General features: G+C 70.8%; 22 protein-coding genes. 9 read left to right on the top strand and 13 right to left on the bottom strand.

Going from position 1 to position 25,718, the window contains the following annotated elements:
• The first annotated feature begins 64 nt into the window (after positions 1-64).
• Both ppk2 and ABD951_RS07580 read left to right on the top strand, forming a co-directional pair.
• Positions 65-973, top strand: a complete 909-nt coding sequence (gene ppk2, locus ABD951_RS07585; protein WP_345343213.1) for a polyphosphate kinase 2 — start codon at positions 65-67, stop codon at positions 971-973.
• Between the two features lie 13 nt (positions 974-986).
• Entirely contained in the window at positions 987-3,773 is a 2,787-nt protein-coding gene (locus ABD951_RS07580) for a cation-translocating P-type ATPase (protein ID WP_345343211.1), read from the top strand.
• A gap of 43 nt (positions 3,774-3,816) precedes the next feature.
• Here the strand turns inward: ABD951_RS07580 and ABD951_RS07575 are convergent, their stop codons facing one another.
• The 7 genes from ABD951_RS07575 to ABD951_RS07545 all read right to left on the bottom strand — a co-directional run bounded on the left by ABD951_RS07575 (position 3,817) and on the right by ABD951_RS07545 (position 13,895).
• The gene (locus ABD951_RS07575; RefSeq protein ID WP_345343209.1) at positions 3,817-4,581 is read right to left on the bottom strand and encodes a DivIVA domain-containing protein; all 765 of its coding nucleotides are present in this window, start codon (positions 4,579-4,581) and stop codon (positions 3,817-3,819) included.
• 90 nt (positions 4,582-4,671) lie between these two features.
• A complete protein-coding gene (gene coaD / locus ABD951_RS07570; RefSeq protein WP_345343207.1) occupies positions 4,672-5,163 on the bottom strand; it encodes a pantetheine-phosphate adenylyltransferase in 492 nt (163 codons plus the stop codon).
• Complete coding sequence (rsmD, locus tag ABD951_RS07565) at positions 5,160-5,723, bottom strand: 16S rRNA (guanine(966)-N(2))-methyltransferase RsmD (protein ID WP_345343205.1); 564 nt, start codon at positions 5,721-5,723, stop codon at positions 5,160-5,162. The genes coaD and rsmD overlap by 4 nt, the downstream gene beginning before the upstream one ends.
• The gene (locus ABD951_RS07560) at positions 5,720-9,133 is read right to left on the bottom strand and encodes a pyruvate carboxylase (protein WP_345343203.1); all 3,414 of its coding nucleotides are present in this window, start codon (positions 9,131-9,133) and stop codon (positions 5,720-5,722) included. Before ABD951_RS07560 ends, rsmD begins: the two co-directional genes overlap by 4 nt.
• Positions 9,134-9,284: 151 nt before the next feature.
• Positions 9,285-9,806 carry an Rv2732c family membrane protein gene (locus ABD951_RS07555; protein ID WP_345343201.1) on the bottom strand — a complete coding sequence of 174 codons (522 nt, stop codon included), beginning with the start codon at positions 9,804-9,806 and terminating at the stop codon, positions 9,285-9,287.
• Positions 9,807-9,872: 66 nt separating this feature from the next.
• Positions 9,873-12,203, bottom strand: coding sequence for an ATP-dependent DNA helicase RecG (gene recG, locus ABD951_RS07550; protein ID WP_345343199.1), 2,331 nt, complete (start codon positions 12,201-12,203; stop codon positions 9,873-9,875).
• A gap of 33 nt (positions 12,204-12,236) precedes the next feature.
• A complete protein-coding gene (locus ABD951_RS07545) occupies positions 12,237-13,895 on the bottom strand; it encodes a DAK2 domain-containing protein (RefSeq protein ID WP_345343197.1) in 1,659 nt (552 codons plus the stop codon).
• Between the two features lie 211 nt (positions 13,896-14,106).
• Here ABD951_RS07545 and rpmB point away from each other — a divergent pair, with 211 nt between their 5' ends.
• Positions 14,107-14,298 (top strand): 50S ribosomal protein L28, encoded by a 192-nt coding sequence (rpmB, locus tag ABD951_RS07540; RefSeq protein WP_345343195.1) that lies wholly within the window; start codon positions 14,107-14,109, stop codon positions 14,296-14,298.
• 127 nt (positions 14,299-14,425) lie between these two features.
• Positions 14,426-15,223: an enoyl-CoA hydratase/isomerase family protein gene (locus ABD951_RS07535; RefSeq protein WP_345343193.1), complete on the top strand. Its 798-nt coding sequence runs from the start codon at positions 14,426-14,428 to the stop codon at positions 15,221-15,223.
• A gap of 74 nt (positions 15,224-15,297) precedes the next feature.
• Here the strand turns inward: ABD951_RS07535 and ABD951_RS07530 are convergent, their stop codons facing one another.
• From ABD951_RS07530 to ABD951_RS07520, 3 genes are read right to left on the bottom strand one after another with little or no spacing between them, the layout of a single operon-like run.
• On the bottom strand, positions 15,298-15,993 hold the full coding sequence (locus ABD951_RS07530; protein ID WP_345343191.1) for a uracil-DNA glycosylase: 696 nt from the start codon (positions 15,991-15,993) through the stop codon (positions 15,298-15,300).
• On the bottom strand, positions 15,993-16,514 hold the full coding sequence (locus tag ABD951_RS07525; RefSeq protein ID WP_345343189.1) for a gamma carbonic anhydrase family protein: 522 nt from the start codon (positions 16,512-16,514) through the stop codon (positions 15,993-15,995). Before ABD951_RS07525 ends, ABD951_RS07530 begins: the two co-directional genes overlap by 1 nt.
• 13 nt (positions 16,515-16,527) lie before the next feature.
• Positions 16,528-17,436 carry a thiamine-phosphate kinase gene (locus ABD951_RS07520; protein WP_345343920.1) on the bottom strand — a complete coding sequence of 303 codons (909 nt, stop codon included), beginning with the start codon at positions 17,434-17,436 and terminating at the stop codon, positions 16,528-16,530.
• Between the two features lie 236 nt (positions 17,437-17,672).
• Between ABD951_RS07520 and ABD951_RS07515 the strand changes: the two genes are divergently transcribed.
• Both ABD951_RS07515 and ABD951_RS07510 read left to right on the top strand, forming a co-directional pair.
• A complete protein-coding gene (locus tag ABD951_RS07515; protein ID WP_345343187.1) occupies positions 17,673-17,906 on the top strand; it encodes an Lrp/AsnC ligand binding domain-containing protein in 234 nt (77 codons plus the stop codon).
• A 71-nt stretch (positions 17,907-17,977) separates the two neighbouring features.
• The gene (locus ABD951_RS07510) at positions 17,978-18,562 is read left to right on the top strand and encodes a DUF3515 domain-containing protein (protein ID WP_345343185.1); all 585 of its coding nucleotides are present in this window, start codon (positions 17,978-17,980) and stop codon (positions 18,560-18,562) included.
• Positions 18,563-18,599: 37 nt separating this feature from the next.
• On the opposite strand, the gene ABD951_RS07505 is transcribed toward ABD951_RS07510, so the two are convergent.
• Together ABD951_RS07505 and ABD951_RS07500 are read right to left on the bottom strand one after the other, a co-directional pair.
• Positions 18,600-19,706, bottom strand: a complete 1,107-nt coding sequence (locus ABD951_RS07505) for a D-alanine--D-alanine ligase family protein (RefSeq protein WP_345343183.1) — start codon at positions 19,704-19,706, stop codon at positions 18,600-18,602.
• 34 nt (positions 19,707-19,740) lie between these two features.
• The gene (locus ABD951_RS07500) at positions 19,741-20,739 is read right to left on the bottom strand and encodes an NAD(P)H-dependent glycerol-3-phosphate dehydrogenase (RefSeq protein WP_345343181.1); all 999 of its coding nucleotides are present in this window, start codon (positions 20,737-20,739) and stop codon (positions 19,741-19,743) included.
• Positions 20,740-20,885: 146 nt separating this feature from the next.
• Here ABD951_RS07500 and cofC point away from each other — a divergent pair, with 146 nt between their 5' ends.
• The 3 genes from cofC to ABD951_RS07485 all read left to right on the top strand — a co-directional run bounded on the left by cofC (position 20,886) and on the right by ABD951_RS07485 (position 24,829).
• Positions 20,886-21,563: a 2-phospho-L-lactate guanylyltransferase gene (cofC, locus tag ABD951_RS07495; RefSeq protein ID WP_345343179.1), complete on the top strand. Its 678-nt coding sequence runs from the start codon at positions 20,886-20,888 to the stop codon at positions 21,561-21,563.
• 81 nt (positions 21,564-21,644) lie between these two features.
• The gene (locus ABD951_RS07490; RefSeq protein ID WP_345343177.1) at positions 21,645-23,858 is read left to right on the top strand and encodes an RNA degradosome polyphosphate kinase; all 2,214 of its coding nucleotides are present in this window, start codon (positions 21,645-21,647) and stop codon (positions 23,856-23,858) included.
• A gap of 29 nt (positions 23,859-23,887) precedes the next feature.
• On the top strand, positions 23,888-24,829 hold the full coding sequence (locus ABD951_RS07485) for an NUDIX hydrolase (protein WP_345343175.1): 942 nt from the start codon (positions 23,888-23,890) through the stop codon (positions 24,827-24,829).
• 121 nt (positions 24,830-24,950) lie between these two features.
• Here the strand turns inward: ABD951_RS07485 and ABD951_RS07480 are convergent, their stop codons facing one another.
• Positions 24,951-25,652: an HU family DNA-binding protein gene (locus tag ABD951_RS07480; RefSeq protein ID WP_345343173.1), complete on the bottom strand. Its 702-nt coding sequence runs from the start codon at positions 25,650-25,652 to the stop codon at positions 24,951-24,953.
• Positions 25,653-25,718: the final 66 nt, after the last annotated feature.

Below are 25,718 nucleotides of genomic sequence, written 5' to 3'. Positions count from 1 at the left end.
GGTCCCCGGGACGGGGTACCGGCAGGCGGTTTCTCGTCGCGCCGACGAGGGCGAGGGGTGTTCCGTGGGAAAGAAGCACGGCGGCAAGAAGCACGGCGGCGGCGAGCACGGCGGGAAGTCCGGGCGCACCCCGGTCGGCGCACAGGCGACCTCCTCCGGAGATGAGCTTCTCGCACCCGGCGCACCACCGACCCCGCCCGACCGGATGAAGTACAAGGAGTACCGCCACCTCCTCGTGCCACTGCAGGCCGAACTCGTCGCGATGCAGGAATGGGTCAGATCCTCCGGCGCCAAGATCTGCATCGTGTTCGAGGGCCGCGACACCGCGGGCAAGGGCGGGGTCATCAAGGCCATCACGGAACGCGTCAGCCCGAGGATGTTCCGCGTCATCGCCCTGCCCGCTCCTACCGAGCGCGAGAAGTCGCAGATGTACATCCAGCGGTACGTGCCGCACCTGCCCGCGGCCGGCGAGGTGGTGGTCTTCGATCGCAGCTGGTACAACCGCGCCGGGGTCGAGCGGGTGATGGGCTTCTGCGCCGAGGAGCAGTCGCTGCAGTTCCTCGAGGCCATCCCCGCGGTCGAACGCACCATCGTCGAATCCGGCATCATCCTGCTCAAGTACTGGCTCGAGATCAGCGAGGAAGAGCAGACCCGGCGACTGCAGAGTCGCATCGACGATCCCCGCAAGATCTGGAAGCTCTCGGACCTCGACCTCGAGTCGTACAGCCGCTGGTACGACTACTCCCGGGCCCGCGACGACATGTTCCGGCTCACCGACACCGGGTGGGCGCCCTGGTTCCTGGTCAACACGGACGACAAGAAGAGGGGCCGGCTCAACGTCATCAGCCACCTGCTCGACCAGGTGCCCTACGAACCGCTGGAACATCACGACGTCGAACTGCCGCCGCGGCAGTCCGCGGACGGCTACCAGCCCACGCACCAGCCACTGCACTGGATTCCCACCCCGTACTGAGGAGTCTCCGGTCATGTCCACCACCGAGCACCAGCCCGCCGCCCAGGCCACCGCCGACACTCCCCCGGTTCGGCCATGGCACACCCAGGACCCCGACGCGGTCGTCGCGGCGCTCACCTCCGATCCGCTGGCCGGGTTGACCGGGACGGACGCGGAGGAACGCACCCGCCGCTACGGCACGAACGAGATCGCCGCCGAGCCGTCCCCCTCGATCTGGGCGACCGCGCTGCGACAGCTTCGGGATCCGATGAACCTGATGCTGGTCGCGGTCGCCGTCGTGAGCATCGTCATCGGGGAGATCCCGACGGCGATCGTGGTCGCAGCGTTGGTTCTGCTCAACGTGGTGCTGGGCACCCAGCAGGAACTGAAGGCGCGGGCCAGTGTCGACGCCCTGGCGAAGATGCAGACACCGCAGGCACGGGTGATCCGCGACGGCACGCTGACACAGCTGGACGCGACCGCTCTCGTCCCGGGCGACATCGTCGAACTCGAGGCCGGTGACATCGTGCCTGCGGACGGGCGGCTGCTCCGGTCGGCGACCCTCGAGACGCAGGAGGCGGCGCTGACCGGCGAGAGCGCCCCGATCGGGAAGGACCCGGCCACACTGACCGGGGCCGACGTTCCGCTCGGCGACCGCAGCAACATGGTCTTCCAGAACACCTCGGTCACCCGCGGCACCGCCACGATGGTGGTCACCGACACCGGGATGCACACCGAGATGGGCCGGATCGCGTCGATGCTCTCGGCGGTCGAGCCCGGCAAGTCACCGTTGCAGCGCGAACTGGACTCGCTGACCAAGGTTCTCGGCCTGATCGCGTGGGTCGCGGTGGCGATCATCGTGATCATCGGCGTGATCCGTGGTCAGAGCATGACGACGCTGCTGCTGCTCGGCATCTCGATGGGGGTCTCCGCGATCCCGACCGGTCTGCCGACGTTCGTCCAGGCCATGCTCGCGTACGGGGCCCGGCAGCTCGCCGATGCGAAGGCGGTGGTGAAGAACCTGACCGACGTCGAGACGCTCGGAGCGACCAGCGCGATCAACTCCGACAAGACCGGCACGCTCACGATGAACCAGATGACGGTGCGGTCGTTGTACCACCACACCCGCTGGTACACGGTCGAAGGCGAGGGCTACGCGAAGTCCGGGAGGATCACCCACGCCGCGGGCGAGGCGGTGCCCGCCTTCACGATGCTCGCCTACGGACTCTGCCTGGACAGCGACGCCACGGTGTCCGACTCCGGCGAGATCGTCGGCGACCCGACCGAAGCCGCGCTGGTGGTGCTCGCCGCGAAGATGGGCGTCGACGCACCGCTGACCCGCCGGAAGTACCCGCGGGTCGCGGAGGTGCCGTTCGACTCGGCGTACAAGTTCATGGCCACCTTCCACCACCTCGAGATCGACGGGACCACCCGGCTCCTGGAAGTCGTCAAGGGTGGACCCGACGTCGTGATCGACCGCTGCACCACCGTGTTCCGACCCGACCGGCAGGCGGTGCCGATCGACGAGGTCCGCGAGGAACTGGAGGCGGCGAACCGGGCCATGTCGGAGAAGGGTCTCCGGGTGCTCGCCTTCGCCGCGCGCGACGTCGAGGGACAGGAGGACGCGGTCCGGGCCGATCCGATGCACTTCGTCGAGGACCTCACCTTCGTCGGGATGGTCGGCATCATCGACCCGTTGCGACCCGAGGCCGTCGAGGCCGTGCGCACCGCACACGAGGCCGGCATCGAGGTCCGGATGATCACCGGCGACCATGCGATCACCGCGTCGGCGATCGGCGCCGAACTCGGGCTCGGTCCGGGTGCGATCGGCGGTCCCGAACTGCAGACGCTGACCGACGAGGAGCTGGCGGCCCGCCTGCCGAACCTGCACGTGTTCGGGCGCGTCACACCACAGGACAAGTTGCGCCTGGCCGACGTCATGCAGCGCAGCGGCGCGGTGGTCGCGATGACCGGCGACGCCGTCAACGACGCCGCGGCCCTGAAGAAGGCCGACATCGGGGTGGCGATGGGCTCGGGCAGCGAGGTCACCAAACAGGCCGGCAAGATGGTGCTCACCGACGACAACTTCGGGACGCTGATCACGGCGATCCGGTTGGGCCGCAGCATCTACGAGAAGATCGTCTCGTACATCCGCTACCAGATGTCCAAGCTGTTCTCGCTGGTTCTGCTGTTCCTCGTCGCGAGCGTCTTCGACATCAACGAAGGGGTGGCGCTGACGCCGTTGATGGTGCTGTTCCAGCACTTCTTCATCACTCTGTTCCCGGTCGCCGTCATCATGGTCGACCCGTCGCCGCCGAACCTGATGAACAAGCCGCCGCGCGATCCCGAACAGCCGATCGCCAACCGGGGCGCGTTCGTCCAGTGGCTGGCCTACGGGATCCTGCAGTTCGCCGTCACACTCGCCGCGATGCTGCTCGCACCCGGCGAGATGAGTACGACCGAGGCGAACGTTCCGATGACCATGGCGTTCGTGGTGCTCTCTCTCGGATCGATCATGGCCGGGCTCGTCATGCGTCGGGATCCGGAGTCCGGGCTCACCGCACCCGTGCTCGGCGCACTGAAGATCCTGTCGGTGCCGGTCGTCGTGACCGTGCTGGCGGTCGAACTCGGTTTCCTGCAGGACCTGCTGATGACGACGTCGCTGACCGGGCGGCAGTGGCTCGCCTGCCTCGGCTGGGCCCTGATCGTCCCGGTCGTCGTGGAGGCCGAGAAGGCGATCCGGCGGCGACGCCGGCCACCGGCGACCGCTCCGATCTCGACGGCGGATGCCGTGACGCCCCGACGGGCGCGGACCCACTGACACGACCGGCGGACGGCCGGGTCCGGTCGCGGGCCCGCTCCCGTCAGCGCCGCCAGTCGGAGCGCCGCTCCTCGCCCTCGTCGTAGGTCGGCACCCCGGAACCGGTCCGCAACTGCTGCCGGCCACGGCCCACCGACCGGATCGTGCCGGTGAGGAACTCCTCGAACTCGGCGAGCTTGTTGTCGACGTACAGGTCGCAGTCGCTGCGCAGCCGATCCGACTCGGCGTGCGCGGCGTCGATCACTCGCGCGGACTCCGCGTGCGCGGCCTGCACCACCTCGGTGTCCGACACGAGGCGTTCCTGCTCGGCGCGGCCGTCCGCGATCGAGCGTTCCTGCGCGGCACGCCCGGACTCGACCATCCGCTCCGCTTCGGCGGCGGCCCGGCCGGTCACGTCCTCGTACTCGCGGCGCGCGGCCGCGACGGTGCGCTCGGCCTCGTCCTGGGCGTCGGCCACGAGTTGCTCGGCGTGGGCCTGGGCCTCGGAGACCATCCGGTCCGCCTTGTCCTTGGCGTCGGCGAGGATGCGGTCCGCGCTGTCCCGGGCACCGGTCAGCGTCTCCTCGGCTTCGGCGTTGGCCCCCGACACCGTCTGCTCGGCGTGGGTGCGCGCGTCACCGACGAGTTTGTCCCGATGGTCGAGAACGTCCTGGGCGTCGTCGAGTTCGCCCGGGATCGCGTCGCGGACGTCGTCGAGCAGTTCGAGGACGTCGCCCCTCGGCACCACGCAGCCGGCGGTCATCGGGACACCGCGGGCCTCCTCCACGATCGCGACGAGCTCGTCGAGCGCCTCGAATACCCGGTACACGCCACACCCCTTCCTCGACAGCGGCTTGTCGTCGTCAATCTTGCCGCAGCGGGCGACGGCGACGCGGCGACGCGCCCTACCGGGAAGTCCCTAGTGAGCGGCCTTACGTTCGGCGATCCGCTCGAGCAGGCGGGCGTGCACCTGTTCGGGCAGCATGTCCGCCACCTCCCCGCCGTACGTCGCGACCTCCTTGACCAGCGAACTGGACAGGTAGCTGTAGCGGGGGTTGGTCGCGACGAACAGGGTGTCGACGCCGGTGAGCTTGTGGTTCATCTGCGCCATCTGCAGCTCGTAGTCGAAGTCGTTCGCGCCGCGCAGACCCTTGACGATCGCGGTCGCACCGTGCGCGGTCGCGTAGTCGACGAGCAGACCCTGCCACGAGTCGACACGCACGTTCGGCAGGTCGGCCGTCGCCTCCCGCAGCATCTCCAGCCGCTCGTCGATCGTGAACATGCCCTGCTTGTTGGGGTTCACGACGACGGTGACGACGACCTCGTCGAATTGCACCGCCACGCGGGCGATCACGTCGAGGTGACCGTTGGTGACGGGATCGAAGGAACCGGGGCAGACCGCCTTGCTCATGACTGCAGACGGTAACAGGCGATCTCGACGCGGGTGTCACCGTACTTGCGGACCCGTTCGACCTCGAATCCGTCCGGCCACACCGTCTCCGGCGACCGGGCCGCCCGCTCGACGACCACGAGCGAGCCCTGCCCGATCCAGCGTTTCGCCGCGAGATCGGCGAGCACGCGGCCGAGTTCGCCCTCTCCCAGCGCGTACGGCGGGTCGAGCATCACGATGTCGTACTCGCCGTCGGGTGTCCCGGCGACGACGGCGGCCGCCGGTGCGGTCGTCACGACCGCACCGGGCAGGCCCACCTCGGCGACGTTCGCCCGCACCACCGCGGCGGCCCGGGCGTTCGACTCGACCAGCTGCACGTGCCCCGCACCGCGCGAAAGCGCTTCGAGCCCAAGGGCTCCCGAGCCGGCGTAGAGGTCGAGCACGCGCGCGCCGTCGAGGTCGATGCGCGCGTCGAGCGCGCTGAACAGGGCCTCGCGCACCCGCTCGGACGTCGGCCGGGTGCCCTGTTCGGGCACCCGGAGCCGACGTCCGCCCGCGGCGCCGGCCACGATCCGGGTCACTGCGGGCCGTCCTCCTCGGCGGCGACGACGGAGATGACAGCGAGGAGGTCGCCGCCCTCGACCTGCTGGACGGGTCCGATCGCCAGACGGGAGACGGTGCCGCCGCGGGTCGCGGTGATCGCGGCCTCCATCTTCATCGCCTCGATCGTGGCGACGGTGTCCCCGGCCGCGACCTTCTGGCCCTCGGCGACCGTGAGGGTGACGACACCGGCGAACGGCGCCGCGACGTGACCGGGGTTGGCCCGGTCCGCCTTCTCGGCGACGGGCACCTCGCTGGCGATCGACCGGTCCCGCACAGCGACCGGCCGCAGCTGGCCGTTGAGGATGCACATGACGGTGCGGTAGCCGCGCTCGTCGGGTTCGGAGATCGCCTCGAGACCGATCAGCAGCTCGACACCCTTCGCGAGCTGGACGCGGTGTTCCTCGCCGCGACGCAGGCCGTAGAAGAACTGGTTCGCCGACAGCCGCGAGGTGTCGCCGTACTTGTCGCGGTGCTCGCCGAACTCCCGGGTCGGGCCGGGGAACAGCAGCCGGTTGAGAGTGGCGCGCCGCTCCTGCGGGGTGCCGGCCAGACCGGCCTCGTCGGCGGGCGCGAGCGGCGTCTCCGGCTTCGCCGGACCGCGGCCCGAGAGGGCCTTGGTGCGGAACGGTTCGGGCCACCCACCCGCCGGGGTGCCGAGTTCCCCGCGCAGGAAGCCGACGACCGAGTCCGGAATGTCGAAACCGGCGGGGTTGTCGGCGAACTCCTCGGTGTCGACACCGGACCCGACCAGGTGCAGGGCGAGGTCGCCGACCACCTTCGACGACGGGGTGACCTTGACCAGGCGACCGAGCATCCGGTCCGCGGCCGCGTACTTGGCCTCGACCTCCTCGAACTGGTCACCGAGACCGAGTGCGATCGCCTGCTGCCGCAGGTTCGACAGCTGACCGCCCGGGATCTCGTGGGTGTAGACACGTCCGGTCGGCGCGGGAAGCCCGGACTCGAACGGGGCGTACACCTTTCGCAGCGCCTCCCAGTACGGCTCGAGGTCGCACACCGCCTGCAGGTCGAGGCCGGTGTCGCGCGGGCTGTGCGCCGCGGCGGCCACGATCGCGGACAACGCGGGCTGGCTCGTGGTGCCGGCCATCGCGGCGCTGGCGCCGTCGACGGCGTCCGCGCCGGCCTGCCACGCCGCGAGATACGTCGCGAGCTGGCCCCCGGGGGTGTCGTGGGTGTGCACGTGCACCGGCAGGTCGAAGTTGCTGCGCAGCGCGGACACCAGCGTCGCGGCCGCCGGGGCGCGGAGCAGGCCCGCCATGTCCTTGATCGCGAGCACGTGGGCGCCCGCGTCGACGATCTGCTCGGCGAGCTTGAGGTAGTAGTCGAGGGTGTAGAGGTCCTCGTTCGGGTTCGACAGGTCACCGGTGTAGGAGAGGGCGACCTCGGCGACCGCGGTCCCGGTCTCCCGGACCGCGTCGATCGCGGGCCGCATCTGGTCGACGTTGTTCAGCGCGTCGAAGATGCGGAAGATGTCGACGCCGGTGGCGGTGGCCTCGCGGACGAACGCCCGGGTCACCGTCTCCGGGTACGGGGTGTAGCCGACGGTGTTCCGGCCACGCAACAGCATCTGCAGGCAGATGTTCGGCATCGCCTCCCGCAGGGCGGCCAGGCGCTCCCACGGATCCTCGTGCAGGAACCGCAGCGCGACATCGTACGTCGCGCCGCCCCACGCCTCGACCGAGAGCAACTGCGGGGTCATCCGGGCGACGTGCCCGGCGACGGTGAGCAGGTCGCGGGTGCGCAGCCGCGTCGCCAGCAGCGACTGGTGCGCGTCCCGGAACGTGGTGTCGGTGACCGCGAGCGCGTCCTGCGCGCGCAGCGCCGCGGCGAACCCCTCCGGACCGAGCTCCGTCAGGCGCTGCTTCGATCCGGCCGGCGGCGCGACCCTGAGGTCGATGTCGGGCAGCTTGTCGTGCGGGTACACCGCGGTCGGGCGGGCCCCGTGCGGCTTGTTGACGGTCACGTCCGCGAGGTACGTCAGGATCTTCGTGCCGCGGTCCGCGGACGCCCGCGACGTCAGCAGCTGCGGCCGCTGCTCGATGAACGAGGTGGTCACGTTCCCGGCGATGAAGTCCGGGTCGTCGAGCACCGCCTGCAGGAACGGGATGTTCGTCGCGACACCGCGGATGCGGAACTCGGTGACCGCGCGCCGGGCACGCGCGACCGCCGCGCGCAGGTCCCGGCCCCGACAGGTCAGCTTGACCAGCATCGAGTCGAAGTACGCGCCGACCTCGGCACCGAGGTTCGCGCCGCCGTCGAGCCGGACCCCGGCGCCGCCGGGGGTGCGATAGGCGGTGATCCGGCCGGTGTCCGGGCGGAACCCGTTCGCGGGATCCTCGGTGGTGATCCGCAACTGCAGGGCCGCACCCCGGAGCTTGATCGAATCCTGGCTCAGGCCAAGGTCTTCGAGGGTTTCGCCGGACGCGATGCGCAGCTGCGCCTGCACCAGGTCGACGTCGGTGACCTCTTCGGTCACCGTGTGCTCGACCTGGATTCGCGGGTTCATCTCGATGAAGACGTGGTTGCCGCGGGTGTCGAGGAGGAACTCGACGGTGCCGGCGCAGGTGTAGCCGATCTGCCTGGCGAACGCGACCGCGTCCGCACAGATCTTCCGCCGCAGCTCTTCCGGCAGGTTCGGCGCCGGCGCCAGCTCGATCACCTTCTGATGCCGGCGCTGCACCGAGCAGTCCCGCTCGAACAGGTGGATGACGTTGCCCGCCCCGTCGGCGAGGATCTGCACCTCGATGTGCCGCGGGTCGACGACGGCCTGCTCGAGGAACACCGTCGGGTCACCGAACGCGGACTCGGCCTCGCGGGCCGCCGCCTCGATCGACTCCCGCAGCTGCGCGCGGTCGGCGACCCGCCGCATGCCACGGCCGCCACCACCGGCGACGGCCTTGACGAAGATCGGGAACTCCATCGACTCCGACGCGGCCAGCAGCTCGTCCACGTTCGACGACGGCTCCGACGATGCGAGCACCGGCAGCCCGGCGGCCTTCGCGGCCGCGATGGCCCGGGCCTTGTTGCCGGTGAGCTCGAGCACCTCGGCGGACGGGCCGACGAACGTGATGCCCTCGGCCGCGCACGCCGCCGCGAGGTCCGGGTTCTCCGACAGGAAGCCGTAGCCGGGGTAGATCGCGTCGGCACCGGCCTTCTTGGCCGCCGACACGATCTCGTGGATGGACAGGTAGGCCCGCACCGGGTGTCCCTGCTCGCCGATCTGGTAACTCTCGTCGGCCTTCAACCGGTGGACCGAGTTGCGGTCCTCGTACGGAAAGACGGCGACGGTGCCCGCACCCAGCTCGTAGGAGGCACGGAAGGCCCGGATCGCGATTTCACCGCGATTGGCAACCAACACTTTTGAGAACATCGCTGAAAACTACCCTTGCGTTCACGGCGAACATGGCTCGACGTCCCAACATCTGGGAAGCACCCGTTCATTGGGAAACCTGTAACGATGCAGTACGCTACCGTGCCCCACCTCACACAGCCACAGCGCCCGATGTGAACCGGACCTGGGACTATCGTCCGTTTCGCGGCCGGCCCTGCATCACGTTGGCGCGGCTCCACGTGACCGACGCCCACTGAACCGCGAGCAGGGCCATCGCCGCCCACGCGACCAGCAGTCCGTATCCCGGGTCCGACGGCCGCACCTCTATCGGCAGCGACTGCTGGGACCACCGGGCGAGCAGCCCGAACACGAAGCCCATCGCGGTTCCGATCATCGCCAGCCACGACAGCGCCCACCGTCGGGTGAGCACCGCGAGCGCCGACACCCCGATCCCGAACACCACGACGAAGCCGAGGAACAGTCGCAGCGGCGCCGTCGCGGTGGCGTCGTCGGCCCCGGCGAGCACCGCCAGCGCCGAAGACGTCCCGGCGTGCGGCAGGAACAGGGTGAGCACGAGCACCCCGATCGCGGCGAGCACCGCCGGCCGCCTGCGGCCGAACGAGAACTCCCGCGTGACGCGCCGTTCGATCGCGGACAGTTCGGTCTCGTACGCGGACAGGTCGTCGGACGGAGCCGACAGGTCGTCTGGCATGACACTTCCTCTTCGGTCGGAACGGCGTCGGCGGCGGCGGACCGGTGGGCGCCGCCGCCGAACACGCTAGGACTTGTCGAGGAAGTCGAGTCCCGCGGCGTCGAGTCCGGCGGTCACCATCGAGGCCAGGCCGGGATGCGCGGACAGGTCGGGGTCCTCGGCCACGACCGCGTGCGCGAACGCGCGGGCCGACTCGATGACCTCCTCGTGGTCGAGCAGCGACAGCAACCGCAGCGTGGTCGCGGTGCCGGACTGCGCGGCGCCGAGCACGTCGCCTTCGCGTCGCTGCGCCAGGTCGAGCTGGGCGAGTTCGAAGCCGTCGTTGGTGCCCGCGACAGCGCTCAGGCGCCGGAACGGGGGCGCCTCGGGCCGCGCGGCGGTGAGCAGGATGCACAGTCCCTGGTGGGCACCGCGACCGACGCGGCCGCGCAGCTGGTGCAGCTGGCTGACGCCGAACCGGTCGGCGTCGACGATGACCATGACGGTGGCGTTCGGGACGTCGACCCCGACCTCGACGACGGTCGTGCACACCAGGACGTCGATGTCGCCGGCGGTGAAGTCCCGCATCGCGGTGTCCTTCTCGTCGGACGGCAGCCGGCCGTGCAGCAGCCCGACCCGGACCGACGCGAGCGGGCCGGCCCGGAGCTGGTCGAACACGGCGAGGGCGGCCGCGGTCTGCGGCGCGTCGGAGCCCTTCGGCGGCTTCGCCTTCCGGGTCGACGACTTCGTCACCGGCGCCGGGCTCCCGTCGCCGGTGAAGAAGTCGTCGACCAGCAGTTCGCCGCCGTCGTCGGGCTCCTCGTCGCCGTCGCCGATCCGCGAGCACACCACGTACGCCTGCCTGCCCTGCGCGACCTCCTCGACGATCCGGGCCCACGCCCGGTCCACCCAGGCCGGTTTCTCCGTCGCGGACACCACGTTGCTGACGATCGGCGAACGACCGCGCGGCAGCTCCCGCAGTGTCGACGTCTCGAGGTCGCCGAGCACCGTCATCGCGATCGTCCGCGGGATCGGGGTCGCGGTCATCACCAGCATGTGGGGACTCAGCCCGTCGCGGGCGCGGGCGCGCAGCACGTCGCGCTGCTCGACGCCGAAGCGGTGCTGCTCGTCGACGACGACCATGCCGAGGTTGTTGAACTCCACGCCCTTCTGGATCAGCGCGTGCGTGCCGATCACGATGCCCGCCGCCCCGCTCACCGCGTCGAGCAGCGCGGCCTGCCGCTCCCGCGCCGGCATCGACCCGGTCAGCAGCGTGACGCGGGTGGCGTGGTCGTCCGCACCGAGTTCGCCTGCGAGAGCGAGACCGCCGAGCATCTGACGCACCGATCGGGCGTGCTGCACCGCGAGCACCTCGGTCGGCGCGAGCAGTGCGCACTGGTAGCCGGCGTCGATCACCTGCAGCATCGCGCGCAGCGCGACGACCGTCTTGCCCGACCCGACCTCCCCCTGCAGCAGCCGGTTCATCGGGTGCGCCCGGGTCAGGTCGGCCGAGATCTCCCCGGCGACGGCGAGCTGGCCGTCGGTCAGCGTGAACGGCAGCTGCGCCTCGAACGCGGCGGCGAGGCCGTCCGGTCGTGGCGGGCACGCCGGGGCGACGCGCTCGTCGACGGCGTGGCGGCGCCGGGCCAGGACCAACTGCAGGGCCGCGGCCTCGTCGAACCGCAGCCGCTCGCGGGCGCGGTCGACGTCGTCCTTCGTCTCGGGCCGGTGCACCAGGCGCAGCGCCTCGTCGAGTCCGATCAGGCCGAGCTCCTCCCGGATGCCCGCCGGCAACGGGTCGGGCACCGGGTCGAGCTGGTCGAGGACCTGCCGCACGCACTTGGCGAGCGTCCAGCTCTGCACGTCGCGGGTGGACGGGTACACCGGGATCAGTGCACGGTCGAAGATCTCCATGTCGACCGCGGAGTCCGACCCCTGCGCGATCCGGGCCATGTCGGCGAGTTCACCGGAACCGCGGACGCGGCCGCCGACGACCGGCTCGGCGTCGGCGGCCGGCAGGATCAGGTAGCTCGGGTGGGTCAGCTGCAGCTGCTCGCGGAAGTACTTCGCGGTACCCGAGAACATCGCGCGCACACCGGGTTTGATCGCGTGCGCGACCTTCTGCGGGTTGAAGAAGGTGGCGTCGACCCGCTGGGTGTCCGCGGCCAGGACGGTGCGCAGCATCTTGCCGCTGCGGTTCTTGAACGGCACGACGTCCGCCTTGACGACGGTGGCCACCAGCGTGATGTGCGCCCCCTCGGGGGGTTTGCTCTCGCCGAGCTCCGCGCCCTGTGTCGCGTACCGGTGTGGATAGTGCCGCAGCAGGTCCTCGACGGTGTGGATCTCGAAATCCGCGGCCAGCGGCTCGGCCACCTTCCTGCCGAGCAGGTGGTCGAGGCGGTCGCTCAGGGTTGCCATCGGTGCGTCCTTCGTCTCACACGAGTAGTCCTACTACTCGACACCGACCTGTAACAGATCGACGTCCTGCCCCCCGGGGTAGACGAGGACCTCGACACCCGGATGATTGCGCGCGACGTGGTCGGCGAGCAGGTCCCCGAGCTCGTCCGGGGCGTGCACCCCGAGCAGCAACGTCACCAACTCGCCACCGACGCCGAGCACCTGGTCGAGCAGCCGGCGACCGGCCTCGGCGGCGTCCGCGGCGATCACCACCACCTCGTGGCCGATCATGCCGAGCCCGTCACCGGCCTCGCAGGTCCCCATCAGCGTCAGCGACCGCTCGGCCGCGACGCGCACCGACCCCCACCGGGTCGACGCGGCCGCCTCCGACATCGCGAACCCGTCGTCGACGGCGGCCCGGGTGTCGTCGTGCACGGCCAGGGCGGCGAGCCCCTGCACCATCGACGACGTCGGCAGCAGCAGCACGGAACGGTTGTCGTCGCGGGCCGCGACACCGACCGTGACCAGCTCCTGCGCGGGGAGCGCCCCGTTCGGCAGGACCAGCACCTCCGAACATCCGAGACCACGGATCGCGGTCAGCAGCCGCTCGGGGGTGACCGGTTCGTCGGCGCGCAGGATCTCCGCGCCCTCGGCGGCGAACAGGTCGGCGGCGCCGTCGCCGGACACCACCGCCAGGATGCACCGCCGCCCCGGGACCGGTGTGGCCGCGCCGGCCACCCCGCCCGAGCGGATCGCGTCGAGCGCGAAGCAGGAGATCCTGATGCCGTGCACCCGTCCCGCGGCGAGGCCGGCCTCCACCGCGGCACCCGGGTCGAGGCAGTGCACGTGCACCGACCACGATCCGGAGCCGTCGCCGACGATGATGACCGAATCGCCGAGCGCGTCGAGGCGCAGCCGCAACTCCCCGACCAGGGCCTCGTCGCTGCCGGCCAGCAGGAACATCACCTCGTAGTCCTGGGCGCCGGGATCGTCCGGGCACGGGGCCGGCGGCGGAGACGCCGCCGGCGCCGCCCCCGCCTCCCCGACCTCGTGCGGCCCCGGAGTGAGCGCGAGATCGGTGCGGTCCGGCGTCACCCCGGTGACGACCCCGACGAGCGCGTCGAGGATGACGACCAGTCCGAGACCACCCGCGTCCACGACGCCCGCGCGACCGAGCTCCGCCAACTGTGACGGCGTGTGTTCGAGCGCCTCCACCGCGCCGGACGCGGCGGCGCGCACGACCCCGGCGAGGTCGGTGCCTGCGGGGCAGGCGTCGGCGGTGGCCGCGGCGTGCCGCAGGACGGTGACGATGGTCCCCTCGACCGGGATGCTGATCGCCTCGGTCGCCAGGACCGCCGCCTCGTTCAGCGCGCCCCGGACGGTGTCGGCGTCGAGGCGCCCGTTCCGGGCGACCTCGGCGATGCCGCGCAACACCTGCGACAGGATCACCCCGGAATTTCCCCGCGCGCCGGACACCGCACCGCGGGCGAGCGCGGCCGCGACCTCCCCGACCGGGGCGTCGACGGCGGCCGAGAACGCCCCCTCGGCGGCGGCACGCATCGTGTACAGCAGGTTCGTCCCGGTGTCGGAGTCCGCGACCGGGAACACGTTGACGCGGTTGATGTCGTCGCACCGGTCCGTCAGCCCGTCGACACAGCCGCTCGCCCAGCGGCGTAACGCCACCCCGTCCACGTTCGTCAGGGCCTCGAGCACCGTATTTTCCGTCCCTCCGCCCTGGTATCGTCGACTGCGCAAAGATTAGCGGCAGCACCCGGCGGCTCGCTCACCTCACGCGAGGTGGAGGTGCCGGTTTGGTCAATGACCCACCTTCCCGTTAATCTGGCACGGTTGCCCGGCACGGTTCACTTCGGTGTCACCCGTGCGCAACTGAAACCATCCGCATCACATCAAGGAGTTCGCGACTATGGCTGCCGTCTGCGACGTCTGCTCCAAGGGACCCGGCTTCGGTAAGTCGGTCTCGCACTCGCACCGGCGTACCAACCGTCGCTGGAACCCGAACATTCAGACTGTCCGGGCCCAGGTTGGATCCGGTACCCGTCAGAAGCTCAACGTGTGCACCTCCTGCCTGAAGGCCGGCAAGGTCGTCCGCGGCTGATCTTCTCCAGCATCGACAGTGCCCCGACACCTCCCGGTGTCGGGGCACTGTCGTTTCTGCCGGACGCCTCGACCGCTCGACGGGAGTGCGGGCGTGGGCGCCTGCCGGCCACCGATATGGTTCAGCGGTGACTTCTCTCGACGGCCTCAGCCACGTCCGCCTCGACGGCGGCGTCCTCCGCATCGCCATTGCCACCGCCGACAACGGCACGTCCCTCGACTCCACCGGTGTCAACCAGGGCACCACCGCACTGCGCGCACTCGCGGCCGGTGAGATCGCCGCCGGTGCCGTGCTGCTCGTCGGGGACGGCGGCAACTTCTGCGCCGGCGGCAACGTCCGGGCCTTCGCCGGCGCCGACGACCGCGCCGCCTACGTCCTCGGTGTCGCCAACGAACTGCACGAGTTCGTCCGGGCGCTGGCCGCGGCGACCGTTCCGGTCGTCGCCGCGGTGCACGGCTGGGCGGCCGGTGCCGGTATGAGCCTGGTGTGCGCGGCCGACGTCGCGATCGGCGGCGCCTCCACGAAGATGCGTCCCGCCTACCCGGGCATCGGGTTCACCCCCGACGGCGGCATGTCGTGGACGTTGCCGCGGATCGTCGGTGCCCGCAAGGCCCGCGAGATCATCCTCACCGACGCGATTCTCGACGCCGAGGAAGCCGTCCGGCTCGGCGTGCTGACCCGGATCGTCGGCGACGACGACGTGCAGGCCGAGGCGATGACCCTCGCACAGTCGCTCGCCTCGGGCCCGACCAGCTCCTACGCGGGCATCAAGTCGCTGCTCGCCCGCTCCGAGGAGTCGAGCCTGTCCGATCAGCTCGACGCCGAGGCCGCGTCGATCTCGGCCGCGGCCGGGGGGCCCACCGGCCGCGAGGGTGTCGACGCGTTCGTCGGCAAGCGCAAGCCGGACTTCAGCTCCGCCCGCTGACCCGCCGGCGTGTGAGCGGACCGTCCCGTCGATCGGATCGACGGAACGGTCCGTTCACTCGACCCCCGGGCGGGTCAGGCCAGGCTCCAGTCGACCGGCTTCTCGCCCTGTTCCCCGAGAAGCCGGTTGACGCGGCTGAACGGCCGCGACCCGAAGAATCCCCGCGATGCCGACAGCGGCGACGGGTGCGCCGACTCCACGTACGGGGTGTCACCGAGCATCGGCTTCAGTGTCGCCGCGTCCCGGCCCCACAGGATCGCGACGAGCGGTCGGCGGGCGCCGCTGGGGTCCGTGCGGGCGACGAGCGCGCGGATGGCCTGTTCGGTGACCTCCTCCCAGCCCTTGCGTCGGTGCGACGCGGCCTGGCCGGGCTGCACCGTGAGAACCCTGTTGAGCAGCAGCACGCCCTGCTGCGCCCACGGAGTCAGGTCACCGTTCGACGGAGTCGGCACACCGAGGTCGGTGCCGAGTTCGGTGAAGATGTTCGCCAGACTGCGCGGCACCGGCCGCACGTCGGGCGCGACCGAGAAGCTCAGGCCCACCGCGTGTCCGGGCGTCGGGTAGGGATCCTGCCCGACGATCAGGACCCGCACGTCGTCGAACGGCTGGGTGAACGCGCGCAACACGTTCTCCCCGGCCGGCAGGTAGCCGCGGCCGGCCGCGTTCTCCGCGCGCAGGAACTCCCCCATCTCGGCGATCCGCCCGGCGACCGGGTCCAGGGCCTCGGCCCACCCGGGGTCGAGCAGGTCGGTGAGCGCACGCGGCGACATCAGTCGAGCCTGCGCAGCGCGTCACGGTAGTACGCCGCGTTCGCGGCGTACGTCTTGACGTTCACGTCGAGGTGCCCCTCCGGCACCTCGTGCCCGTCCCGGATCTTCGCCGGCACCCCGAGTGCCATCCGCCGCGGCGGCACCTCGAACCCGAACGGAACGACCGCGCCGGCACCGACGACGGATCCGGCGCCGATCCGCGAACCGTTGAGCACGACGGAACCGGACGCGATCAGGCACTCGTCGCCGATCGTCGAACCCTCGATGTGGGCGGCGTGCCCGACGACGCAGCGGGCGCCGATCACCGTGGGGTCGATCGGCGTGCAGTGGATGACGGTGCCGTCCTGGATGTTGGTCTGCTCGCCGATCGTGATCGTGCCGTAGTCGGCCCGCAGCACCGCCTGCGGCCACACCGACGCGCCTGCGGCCAGGGTCACCGCCCCGATCACCACGGCATCGGGGTGGACGTAGGCGTCGGGATGGATGTCGGGCTCACGATCGCCGATTGCGTAGATGGGCATGGGTGCAACCTATCTAAGAGAAGCTCTGCCAGCCGCCGGACCCCGCCCACGGGCGCCCGCCGACACGCACACCCGAGCCGGAGCCGACGACACCGATGCGGCGCCAGCCGTCGGGCAGCGCCGCGTCGGCGGGGAAGGTCGCGGCGAGGGCGTGGTCCTCTCCCCCGGTCAGCACCCAGTCCAGAGGGTCGCCGCCGAGCGCCGCCGCGGCCGCTCGCAGCGACGGGTCCGGTTCCAGGGCGGCCGGATCGAGGTCGATCGACACGCCCGACGCCGTGCACACATGTCCGAGATCGGCGACGAGGCCGTCGGAGACGTCCGTCATCGCGGTCGCACCCGCCCGCGCGGCCGCGGGCCCGGACTCGTACGGAGGTGCTGGGACCTGGTGCGCGGCAACAAGGTCCGTGTACCCGTCGGCACCCGCGAGCAGAACCGCGAGTCCCGCGGCCGACCACCCGAGCCGGCCGGCCACCGCGACCTGGTCACCCGGCCGGGCACCCGACCGCAACACCGGAGGCCTGCCACGCAGGTCACCGAGAACGGTGATCGAGAGCACGACCTGGCCGGACTGAACCGTGTCGCCGCCGACGACGCCGGCGCCGAGCGCCGCCGCCGCCGACCAGATCCCCTCGCTGAGCGCGTCGGCCACCGCGACCGGAGTGTCGGGCGGGCACCCGAGTGAGACGAGGAACGCGGTCGGCCACGCCCCCATCGACACGATGTCGGCGCCGTTCTGCGCGACCGCCTTGCGGCCGACCTGTTCCGGGGTCGACCAGTCGAAACGAAAGTGCCTGCCCTGAACCAACATGTCCGACGAGACGACGACGCGGCCGTCCGCGGTTCGGACGACCGCGGCATCGTCGCCCGGCCCGAGCAGCGTGGTCTCCGGTTGCGCGCGCCCGGCGACGGCACGGTCGATCACGGCGAACTCGCCGAGGTCGGCCACGGTGCGACCGGAGTCCGGGTCCCGATGCCGGTCCGGGTACGCGCCGGTGTTCCCGCTGTCTGTGGTGTCGGTGTCGATGACGCGCCTTTCGTCGAAATCGGCCGCGGTACGCTTGGGTGGCGGCCGGGAACCGACCCGGCCCTGCAGGACGAGCCAGGCCCCCGCGACTCTACCGAGCGTGTGGTGGCACTGTGCTGGGAAGGGGCCCACCCGTGGCGCAGGCGTTCATTCTGATCCAGACCGAGGTGGGCAAGGCCACGGTGATCGCCGACCAGATCCGGCAGCTGCCCGGCGTGCTGACCGCCGAGGACGTCCTCGGCCCGTACGACGTCGTCGCTCGGATCGAAGCGGGCAACGGCGCCGGTTTCACCCCGATCGTCAAGGGCATCCAGCAGCTCGCGGGGATCACCCGGACCCTCACGTGCGAGGTGGCCTCGACCGCGTGACCACTCCCGACCACCCGTCCCGCACCACACCCACCGACACCGAAACTCCCGTGAGCGACACAACGAATCCCGTGAACGACACCACCGACACGACCGACCCCGACACCACCGACCCCGACACCCGCCGCAGTCCCGCCCTGATCGCCGCAGCGGTCGCGCTGCCGGTCGCCCTGATCGCCGGGATCGTGGTCGCGGCCGTCGTCGCGGGCCGCAATCCCGCGCTCGAGCCGGTGGCCCTGGGGTCCGTGCCCGCACCGGCCTCCGGGTCACCACAGTGCGCGGCCCTGATCGACGCCCTGCCCGACAAGCTCGGCGACTTCACCCGCGCCGAACTGGTGAACCCCGCGCCCGAAGGCGCGGCGGCCTGGCAGTCGGCGGACGCGCAGGAGATCGTCCTGCGGTGCGGACTGGACCGACCCGCGGAATTCGACGCCGCCAGCGCACTGCAGGTCGTCGACGGCGTGCAGTGGCTCGAGATCCCCGGCGGCGAGGGCGTCGACGCCAGCACGTGGTTCGCGGTGGACCGCGGTGTCTACGTGGCCGTCACGATCCCGCACGGCCTGGGGCCCACCCCGCTCCAGGATGCGTCGGTTGCCGTGTCGACGCTGCCTGCCGCGCCGATCGACCCGGCACCGGTCCCGGTGCCCGGCTCCTGAGCCCACCGCACCCGACAGCTCTGCTGTCGGGTGCGGATCAGCGCAAGCCGGTGCCGCGGGCCAGGGCGGTGTCGACGAGCGTCGAGACCAGGGTGCGGTAGTCGATTCCGGTGGCATCCCACATCCGGGGGTACATCGAGATCGAGGTGAACCCGGGCATCGTGTTGATCTCGTTGATGACGGGACCGTCCTCGGTGACGAAGAAGTCCACTCGCGCCAGCCCCTGGCAGTCCAGCGCTTCGAAGGCACGCACCGCGATCGCGCGGATCTCGTCGCTGACCGCGTCGTCGAGCTTGGCCGGTACGTCGAATTCGCAGACGTCGTCGAGGTACTTGGTGTCGAAGTCGTAGAACGCGCCCTCGTCGTCACTGATCTCGGGCATGCGGATTTCGGCGACGACACTGGAACGCACTGTGCCGTCCGGGAATTCGAGCACCCCGCACTCCACCTCACGGCCGACGATCCCGGCCTCGACGATGACCTTCGGATCGTGCAGGCGGGCGTGCGCGATCGCCGCGTCGAGACCGTCCCAGCTCGACACCCGGGTGATCCCGATCGACGAGCCGCCGCGGGCGGGCTTGACGAACACCGGCAGGCCGAGCGCGTCGCGATCGGCCTGCGACACCGTCGCGACGCCCGGACGCAGCACCACCTGGAGGCCGATCGGCAGGCCCTCCGCGGCGAGGAGCTTCTTGGTGAACTCCTTGTCCATGCCGGCGGCGCTGGCGAGAACCCCGGGACCCACGTACGGCACTCCGGCGAGTTCGAGCAGGCCCTGAATGGTGCCGTCCTCGCCGTAGGCACCGTGCAGAACCGGGAACACGACGTCGACCGAGGCCAGGATCTCCCCGGCCCGGTCGGTGTCGAGGGCGACGACCGCGCCGGACCTGGTCGGGTCCGCGGTGATGGTCAGCGCGGCGCCGGACGCGTCGACGGTCGGCAGCGCGCGTCCGTCGATCGCCAGCGACGACGGATCCTCCGGACCGAGCACCCACGCTCCGTCCGGGGTGATGCCGATCGACACCACCTCGTAGACCTGCGGGTCGAGGTTGCGCAGCACGCTGCCGGCCGAGACGCAGGACACCGAGTGCTCGCTGCTGCGGCCGCCGTACACCACGGCCACCCTGGTACGAGGATTGTTCACCGGGAAACCGTACCGTTCTACGGCCTCCCGCGGCTCACTCGGGTTTGATGCGCCGTCCGAGCAGCAGCCCGACCGCCTCCGGCACCGACAGTCCCTCGTGGCAGACCCGGTGCACCGCATCGGTCAACGGCATCTCGACGCCGTGCCGCTGGGCGAGCGCCCGCACCGAGGTGCACGACTTGACCCCCTCCGCGACCTGCCCGTTGGTCGCCGCCTGCGCGCTGGCGAGCGTGCCGCCCTGCCCGAGACGCGCGCCGAACGTGCGATTGCGGGACAGCGGGGACGAGCACGTCGCGACGAGGTCCCCGACGCCGGCCAGGCCCGCGAGGGTCGCGGGGTTGGCGCCGAGCGCGACCCCGAGCCGGATCATCTCGGCGAGACCGCGAGTGATGATCGACGCGTTGGTGTTCTCACCGAATCCGAGACCGGACGCCATGCCGCAGGCCAACGCGATGACGTTCTTGCAGGCGCCGCCGATCTCGCAGCCGATCACGTCGACATTCGTGTATGGACGGAAATATCCTGTGGCACAGGACTTCTGAACTTCGACGGCGCGTTCGTGGTCGGCGCAGGCGATCACCGTCGCGGACGGCTGACCGATCGCGATCTCGCGTGCGAGGTTCGGGCCCGACAGCACCGCCACCCGATCCTCGGAGACCCCGGCGACCTCACGGACCACCTCGCTCATCCGCATCAACGTGCCCGACTCGATGCCCTTGGCCAGGGACAGCAACGTCGCGTCCGGTTCGATCGACTCGGCCCACCCGACGAGGTTGGCGCGCAGCGACTGTGACGGGACCGCGAGCACGACGAGCCCGGCACCCGCGAGCGCCTCGACGGGATCGCTCGTCGCGGTCAGCGTGGCGGGCAACTCGATGCCGTCGAGGTAGAAGGGATTGGCGTGCTCGCCGCTGATGGCGGCTGCGACCTCCGGGCGTCGGGCCCACATCGTGACCTCGGTTCCGGCATCGGCCAGCACTTTCGCGAATGCCGTGCCCCACGAACCCGCACCCAGTACCGCCGCCCTGACCATCCTCGTCCTCCGACCGCTCGCGCCCCAACAGTTCGCAGTGACGACACTAGTCCGCCCGGCCGGTCCGGGCGGGGCGGGACGTCTCCCCGGATCGTCCGCGGCGGCACCGTCGGTCCACCGGCGCCCGGGCTGGCAGGATGGCTCGCATGACCGCCGCGCCCCCACCCCCGACCGCGGTGCGCGCGCACGTCCTGATCGCCGTCAAGGATCTCGACCGAGCGAAGACCCGCCTGGCCTCGCGGCTCGACGCCGAACGGCGCACCGCGCTGGTACTGGCGATGCTCCGGGACACGCTCGCGGCGGCCGGCGCGTCGGAGGCGGTCGGGGAGATCACCGTCATCACACCCGACCGGGCGGTCGCGGCGGCCGCCGAGTCGGCCGGGGCGCACTGGTTCCCGGACCGCGGCGGACCCGGCCCGGATCGGCTCAACGCCGTGCTGCGCTCCGCCGCCGGGGCCGGCGGCCGCGGTCCCGTCGTCGCACTGCAGGGGGACCTGCCCTGCCTGACGGGCCGCGAACTGACCGAGGCACTCGTCGCGGCGCGTCCGTACCGGCGGGCCGTCGTGATCGACCACCACGGGACCGGGACCTCGGCGCTGATCGTGGCCGATCCCGCGGAGGGCCTCGCGCCGCAGTTCGGTCCCGACTCGGCGCGACGCCACATCGACTCCGGGGCAACAGCTTTGGCCGGACACTGGCCCGGGCTCCGACTCGACGTCGACACCCCGGACGACCTCGACGCCGCGGCGGAACTGGGACCGGGGCCCGCGACCGCCGAGGTGTTGCGGACCATCGGATGGCGGGACCCGTCGCGGCAGTGCTGACGATGCGGCGTCGCGCGGAGTTCATGTGGAATGCCCCTCGTCGGATTGTCGCGTGCTCGCGATCTGAGGGATGATCGACCGGTGAGCAACGGCAACGACGTGGGACGCGAGACGGTGGAAGTGGCAGCGCTCGACGGGGAGCGGGACGGGGGGCCCTCGACCGTCGGACACCTTCCGGTGATCCCGACTGCACCCCCGGCACCGACCCCGCTGGTCGTCGACGGTTCCCTCGCGCCGCTGCCCGAGAACAGGTATCTCAACCGCGAACTGAGCTGGCTGGACTTCAACTCCCGGGTTCTCGCGCTCGCCGAGGATCGGTCGCTGCCGCTGCTCGAACGCGCGAAGTTCCTGGCGATCTTCGCCTCGAATCTGGACGAGTTCTACATGGTGCGGGTCGCCGGTCTCAAGCGCCGCGACGAAACCGGTCTGTCCGTTCGTTCGGCGGACGGACTGACGCCGCGGGAGCAGCTGGCGCTGATCAACGAGCGCACCCAGGAGATCGCCGAACTGCACGCCCGCACGTTCCTCGACCAGATCCTGCCGCAGCTGGCGGCCGAGGGCATCTCCATCATCCGCTGGTCCGACCTCACCGACGACGAGGCCGCCCGGCTGTCGGCCTACTTCCAGGATCAGGTGTTCCCGGTGCTGACGCCGCTGGCGGTCGATCCCGCGCACCCGTTCCCGTACATCAGCGGGCTGAGCCTCAACCTCGCGGTGACGGTGAAGGATTCCGCGACCGGCGGCGAGCACTTCGCGCGAGTGAAGGTGCCCGACAACGTGGATCGGTTCGTCCGGGTCACCCGCGACGGGTCGCCGACGACGATCCCGGCCTTCCTGCCGATGGAGGCCCTGATCGCCGCGCACCTGCACGTGCTGTTCCCGGGTATGGAGATCGTCGAGCACCACGCCTTCCGGATCACCCGCAACGCCGACTTCGAGGTCGAGGAGGACCGCGACGAGGACCTGCTGCAGGCCCTCGAGCGGGAACTGGCCCGCCGCCGCTTCGGATCTCCGGTCCGGCTCGAGGTCGCCGACGACATGACCGAGCACATGCTCGAACTGCTGCTGCGCGAACTCGACGTCGACCCGGGCGACGTGATCCAGGTGCCGGGCCTGCTGGACCTGTCGAGCCTGTGGCAGGTCTACGGCGTCGACCGGCCCGCACTCAAGGACGCACCCTTCGTGCCTGCGACCCATCCGGCGTTCGGCGAACGCGAGACACCGAAGAGCGTCTTCTCCACGCTCCGCGAGGGCGACGTGCTGGTCCACCACCCGTACGACTCGTTCTCCACGAGTGTGCAGCGGTTCATCGAGCAGGCGGCCGCGGACCCGCATGTGCTCGCGATCAAACAGACGCTGTACCGGACCTCCGGCGACTCCCCGATCGTCAACGCACTCATCGACGCCGCCGAGGCAGGCAAGCAGGTCGTCGCGCTGGTGGAGATCAAGGCGCGCTTCGACGAGCAGGCGAACATCAAGTGGGCGCGCAAGCTCGAGCAGGCCGGCGTGCACGTGGTCTACGGCCTGGTCGGTCTGAAGACCCACTGCAAGACGTGCCTGGTGGTGCGCCGCGAGGGCTCCACGATCCGACGCTACTGCCACATCGGCACCGGCAACTACAACCCCAAGACCGCGCGCCTCTACGAGGACGTGGGTCTGCTGACCGCGGCACCGGAGATCGGTGCCGACCTGACGGACCTGTTCAACTCGCTGACCGGGTACTCCCGAAAGGCCCAGTACCGCAACCTGCTCGTCGCGCCGTACGGCGTCCGCGCCGGCATCGTCGAACGCATCGAGGCCGAGATCGAGCACAAGCGCACCGGTCGATCCGCCGGGATCCGGCTGAAGGCCAACGCCCTGGTCGACGAACAGGTGATCGACGCGCTCTACCGGGCCTCTCAGGCGGGCGTGCCCGTCCAGGTGGTCGTGCGCGGCATCTGCGCGCTGCGTCCGGGGGTGCCGGGGCTGAGCGAGAACATCGAGGTCCGTTCGATTCTCGGGCGCTTCCTCGAACACTCGCGCATCCTGCACTTCCAGGGAGGCGAGGAGTTCTGGATCGGCAGTGCCGACATGATGCACCGCAATCTGGATCGTCGGGTCGAGGTGATGGCCCAGGTCAAGGATCCCCGGCTGACCCGCCAACTCGGCGACATCTTCGACTCCGCGCTCGACCCGACCACCCGGTGCTGGGTGCTGCAGCCCGACGGCCACTGGGCCGCGTTCCCGGCCCGCGGCGAGCAGGTGCGGGAGCACCAGGGCGAACTGATGCGCAGCCGGCGATCCGGCGGCGCATAGGGATCCGGCGACTCGACAGGAGGAATCGTGTGACCGCGACACCGGACCGCCCGCGCGGGTCGACCACGATCAAGGCCAACATCTTCGCGGCCGGCGTCGTGTTGTGGCGTAAATCTCCGCGGAACCCGTACGAGATCGAGATCGCACTGATCCACCGCCCCAAGTACGACGACTGGTCCTTCCCCAAGGGCAAGCTCGACCCCGGCGAAACCCCGGCGGTCGCGGCGCTGCGGGAGGTCGAGGAGGAGACGGGCTTTCGCGTCCAGCTCGGCCGGCACGTCACCCGGGTCTCCTACGAGGTGCCCGGGCACCGTCGGCGCAAACGCGTCGACTACTGGGCGGCAGAGGCGCGTGGCGGTGTGTTCGTCCCGAACTCCGAGGTCGACGAACTGAGGTGGCTGCCTCCGGAGGAGGTGCCCGGTGCGCTGTCGTATCCGGTGGACCACAAGGTCACCCGGCGTTTCCTGAAGGTGCCCGCGGACACGACAACGGTTCTCGTGGTCCGGCACGGGAAGGCCGGACGGCGCGGCCGGTACAAGGGCGACGACACGCTCCGTCCGCTCGACAAGCACGGCCGTGCCCAGGCCGACGCGCTGTCGCCGCTGCTGCAGGCATTCGGCGCGACCGAGGTCCATGCCGCAGACCGGACCCGATGTGTCCAGACCGTCGAACCGCTCGCGCGGGTCCTCGGAGTGCCGGTCGAGCTGGAACCCGCGCTGACCGAGGAGGCGTACCGCGACGACCCGGCGGCGGCCCGAGCACGAACCCGCAAGATCTCGACCCGCGGTGGTGTCCAGGTGATCTGCAGTCAGGGCCGGGTCATTCCCGACCTGCTGCAGTGGTGGGCCGATCGAGACGGCGTGACGCTGCCGCCGGCGCGCAACCGGAAGGGCAGCATCTGGGTGCTGTCGCTGTCGGGCGGCAAGTTGGTGGACGCCAACCACATCGACAGCGCACTGCCCGAGACGTGAGACGCCGTTCCCGGGCGCGTCACCCGGGAACGGCGTGCCGAGCGAGTGGCCCGACCACTCACAGCACACGGAAAAGGGTGGCGGCGGATCGAATCCGTCGCCACCCTCTTCCGTCGGTGGGTCAGCGCTTGCGCGCGGTGGTCTTCTTGGCCGGCGCCTTCTTCGCGGGAGCCGCCTTCTTGGCCGGCGCCTTCTTCGCGGGAGCCGCCTTCTTGGCAGCGGTCGCCTTGGTGGCGGCGGCCTTCTTGGCCGGTGCCGCCTTCTTGGCAGCGGTCGCCTTGGTGGCGGCGGCCTTCTTGGCCGGTGCCGCCTTCTTCGCAACCGTCCGCTTCGCGGGGGCCTTGGCGGCGGCAGCGGTGGTCTTCTTCGCGACCGTCGCCTTCTTGGCCGGTGCCGCCTTCTTCGCGACCGTCTTCTTCGCGGGCGCAGCCTTCTTGGCCGGTGCCGCCTTCTTCGCGGCGGCGGCCTTCTTGGCGGCGGCCTTCTTGGCGGGAGCCGCAGCAGCGGAACCACGCTTGACGGCCGGGCCGGTGGCCGGGAGCTTCTGCTTGCCCGCGATGACGGCCTTGAACTGCGCGCCGGGACGGAACGCCGGAACCGACGTCGGCTTGACCTTCACGGTCTCGCCGGTGCGCGGGTTGCGGGCGACGCGAGCCGCACGCTGACGCTGCTCGAAGACACCGAAACCGGTGATGGTGACGTTCTCACCGGCGTGCACGGCACGCACGATGATGTCGACGATGTGCTCGACCGCCTCGGTCGCGCTGCGCCGATCGGACTCCAACCTTTCGGTCAGCTGATCAATGAGCTCTGCTTTGTTCATTGGATGATTCCTCCGCAAACCAATGGCCCATTGACGGACCGACTAGCAAACACGGTAAACCGGAAA

The sequence above is a fragment of the Rhodococcus olei genome (genome assembly GCF_039540555.1).
Lineage (GTDB): Bacteria > Actinomycetota > Actinomycetes > Mycobacteriales > Mycobacteriaceae > Rhodococcus_G > Rhodococcus_G olei.
This window is presented reverse-complemented; position numbering and strand designations above follow the sequence as displayed.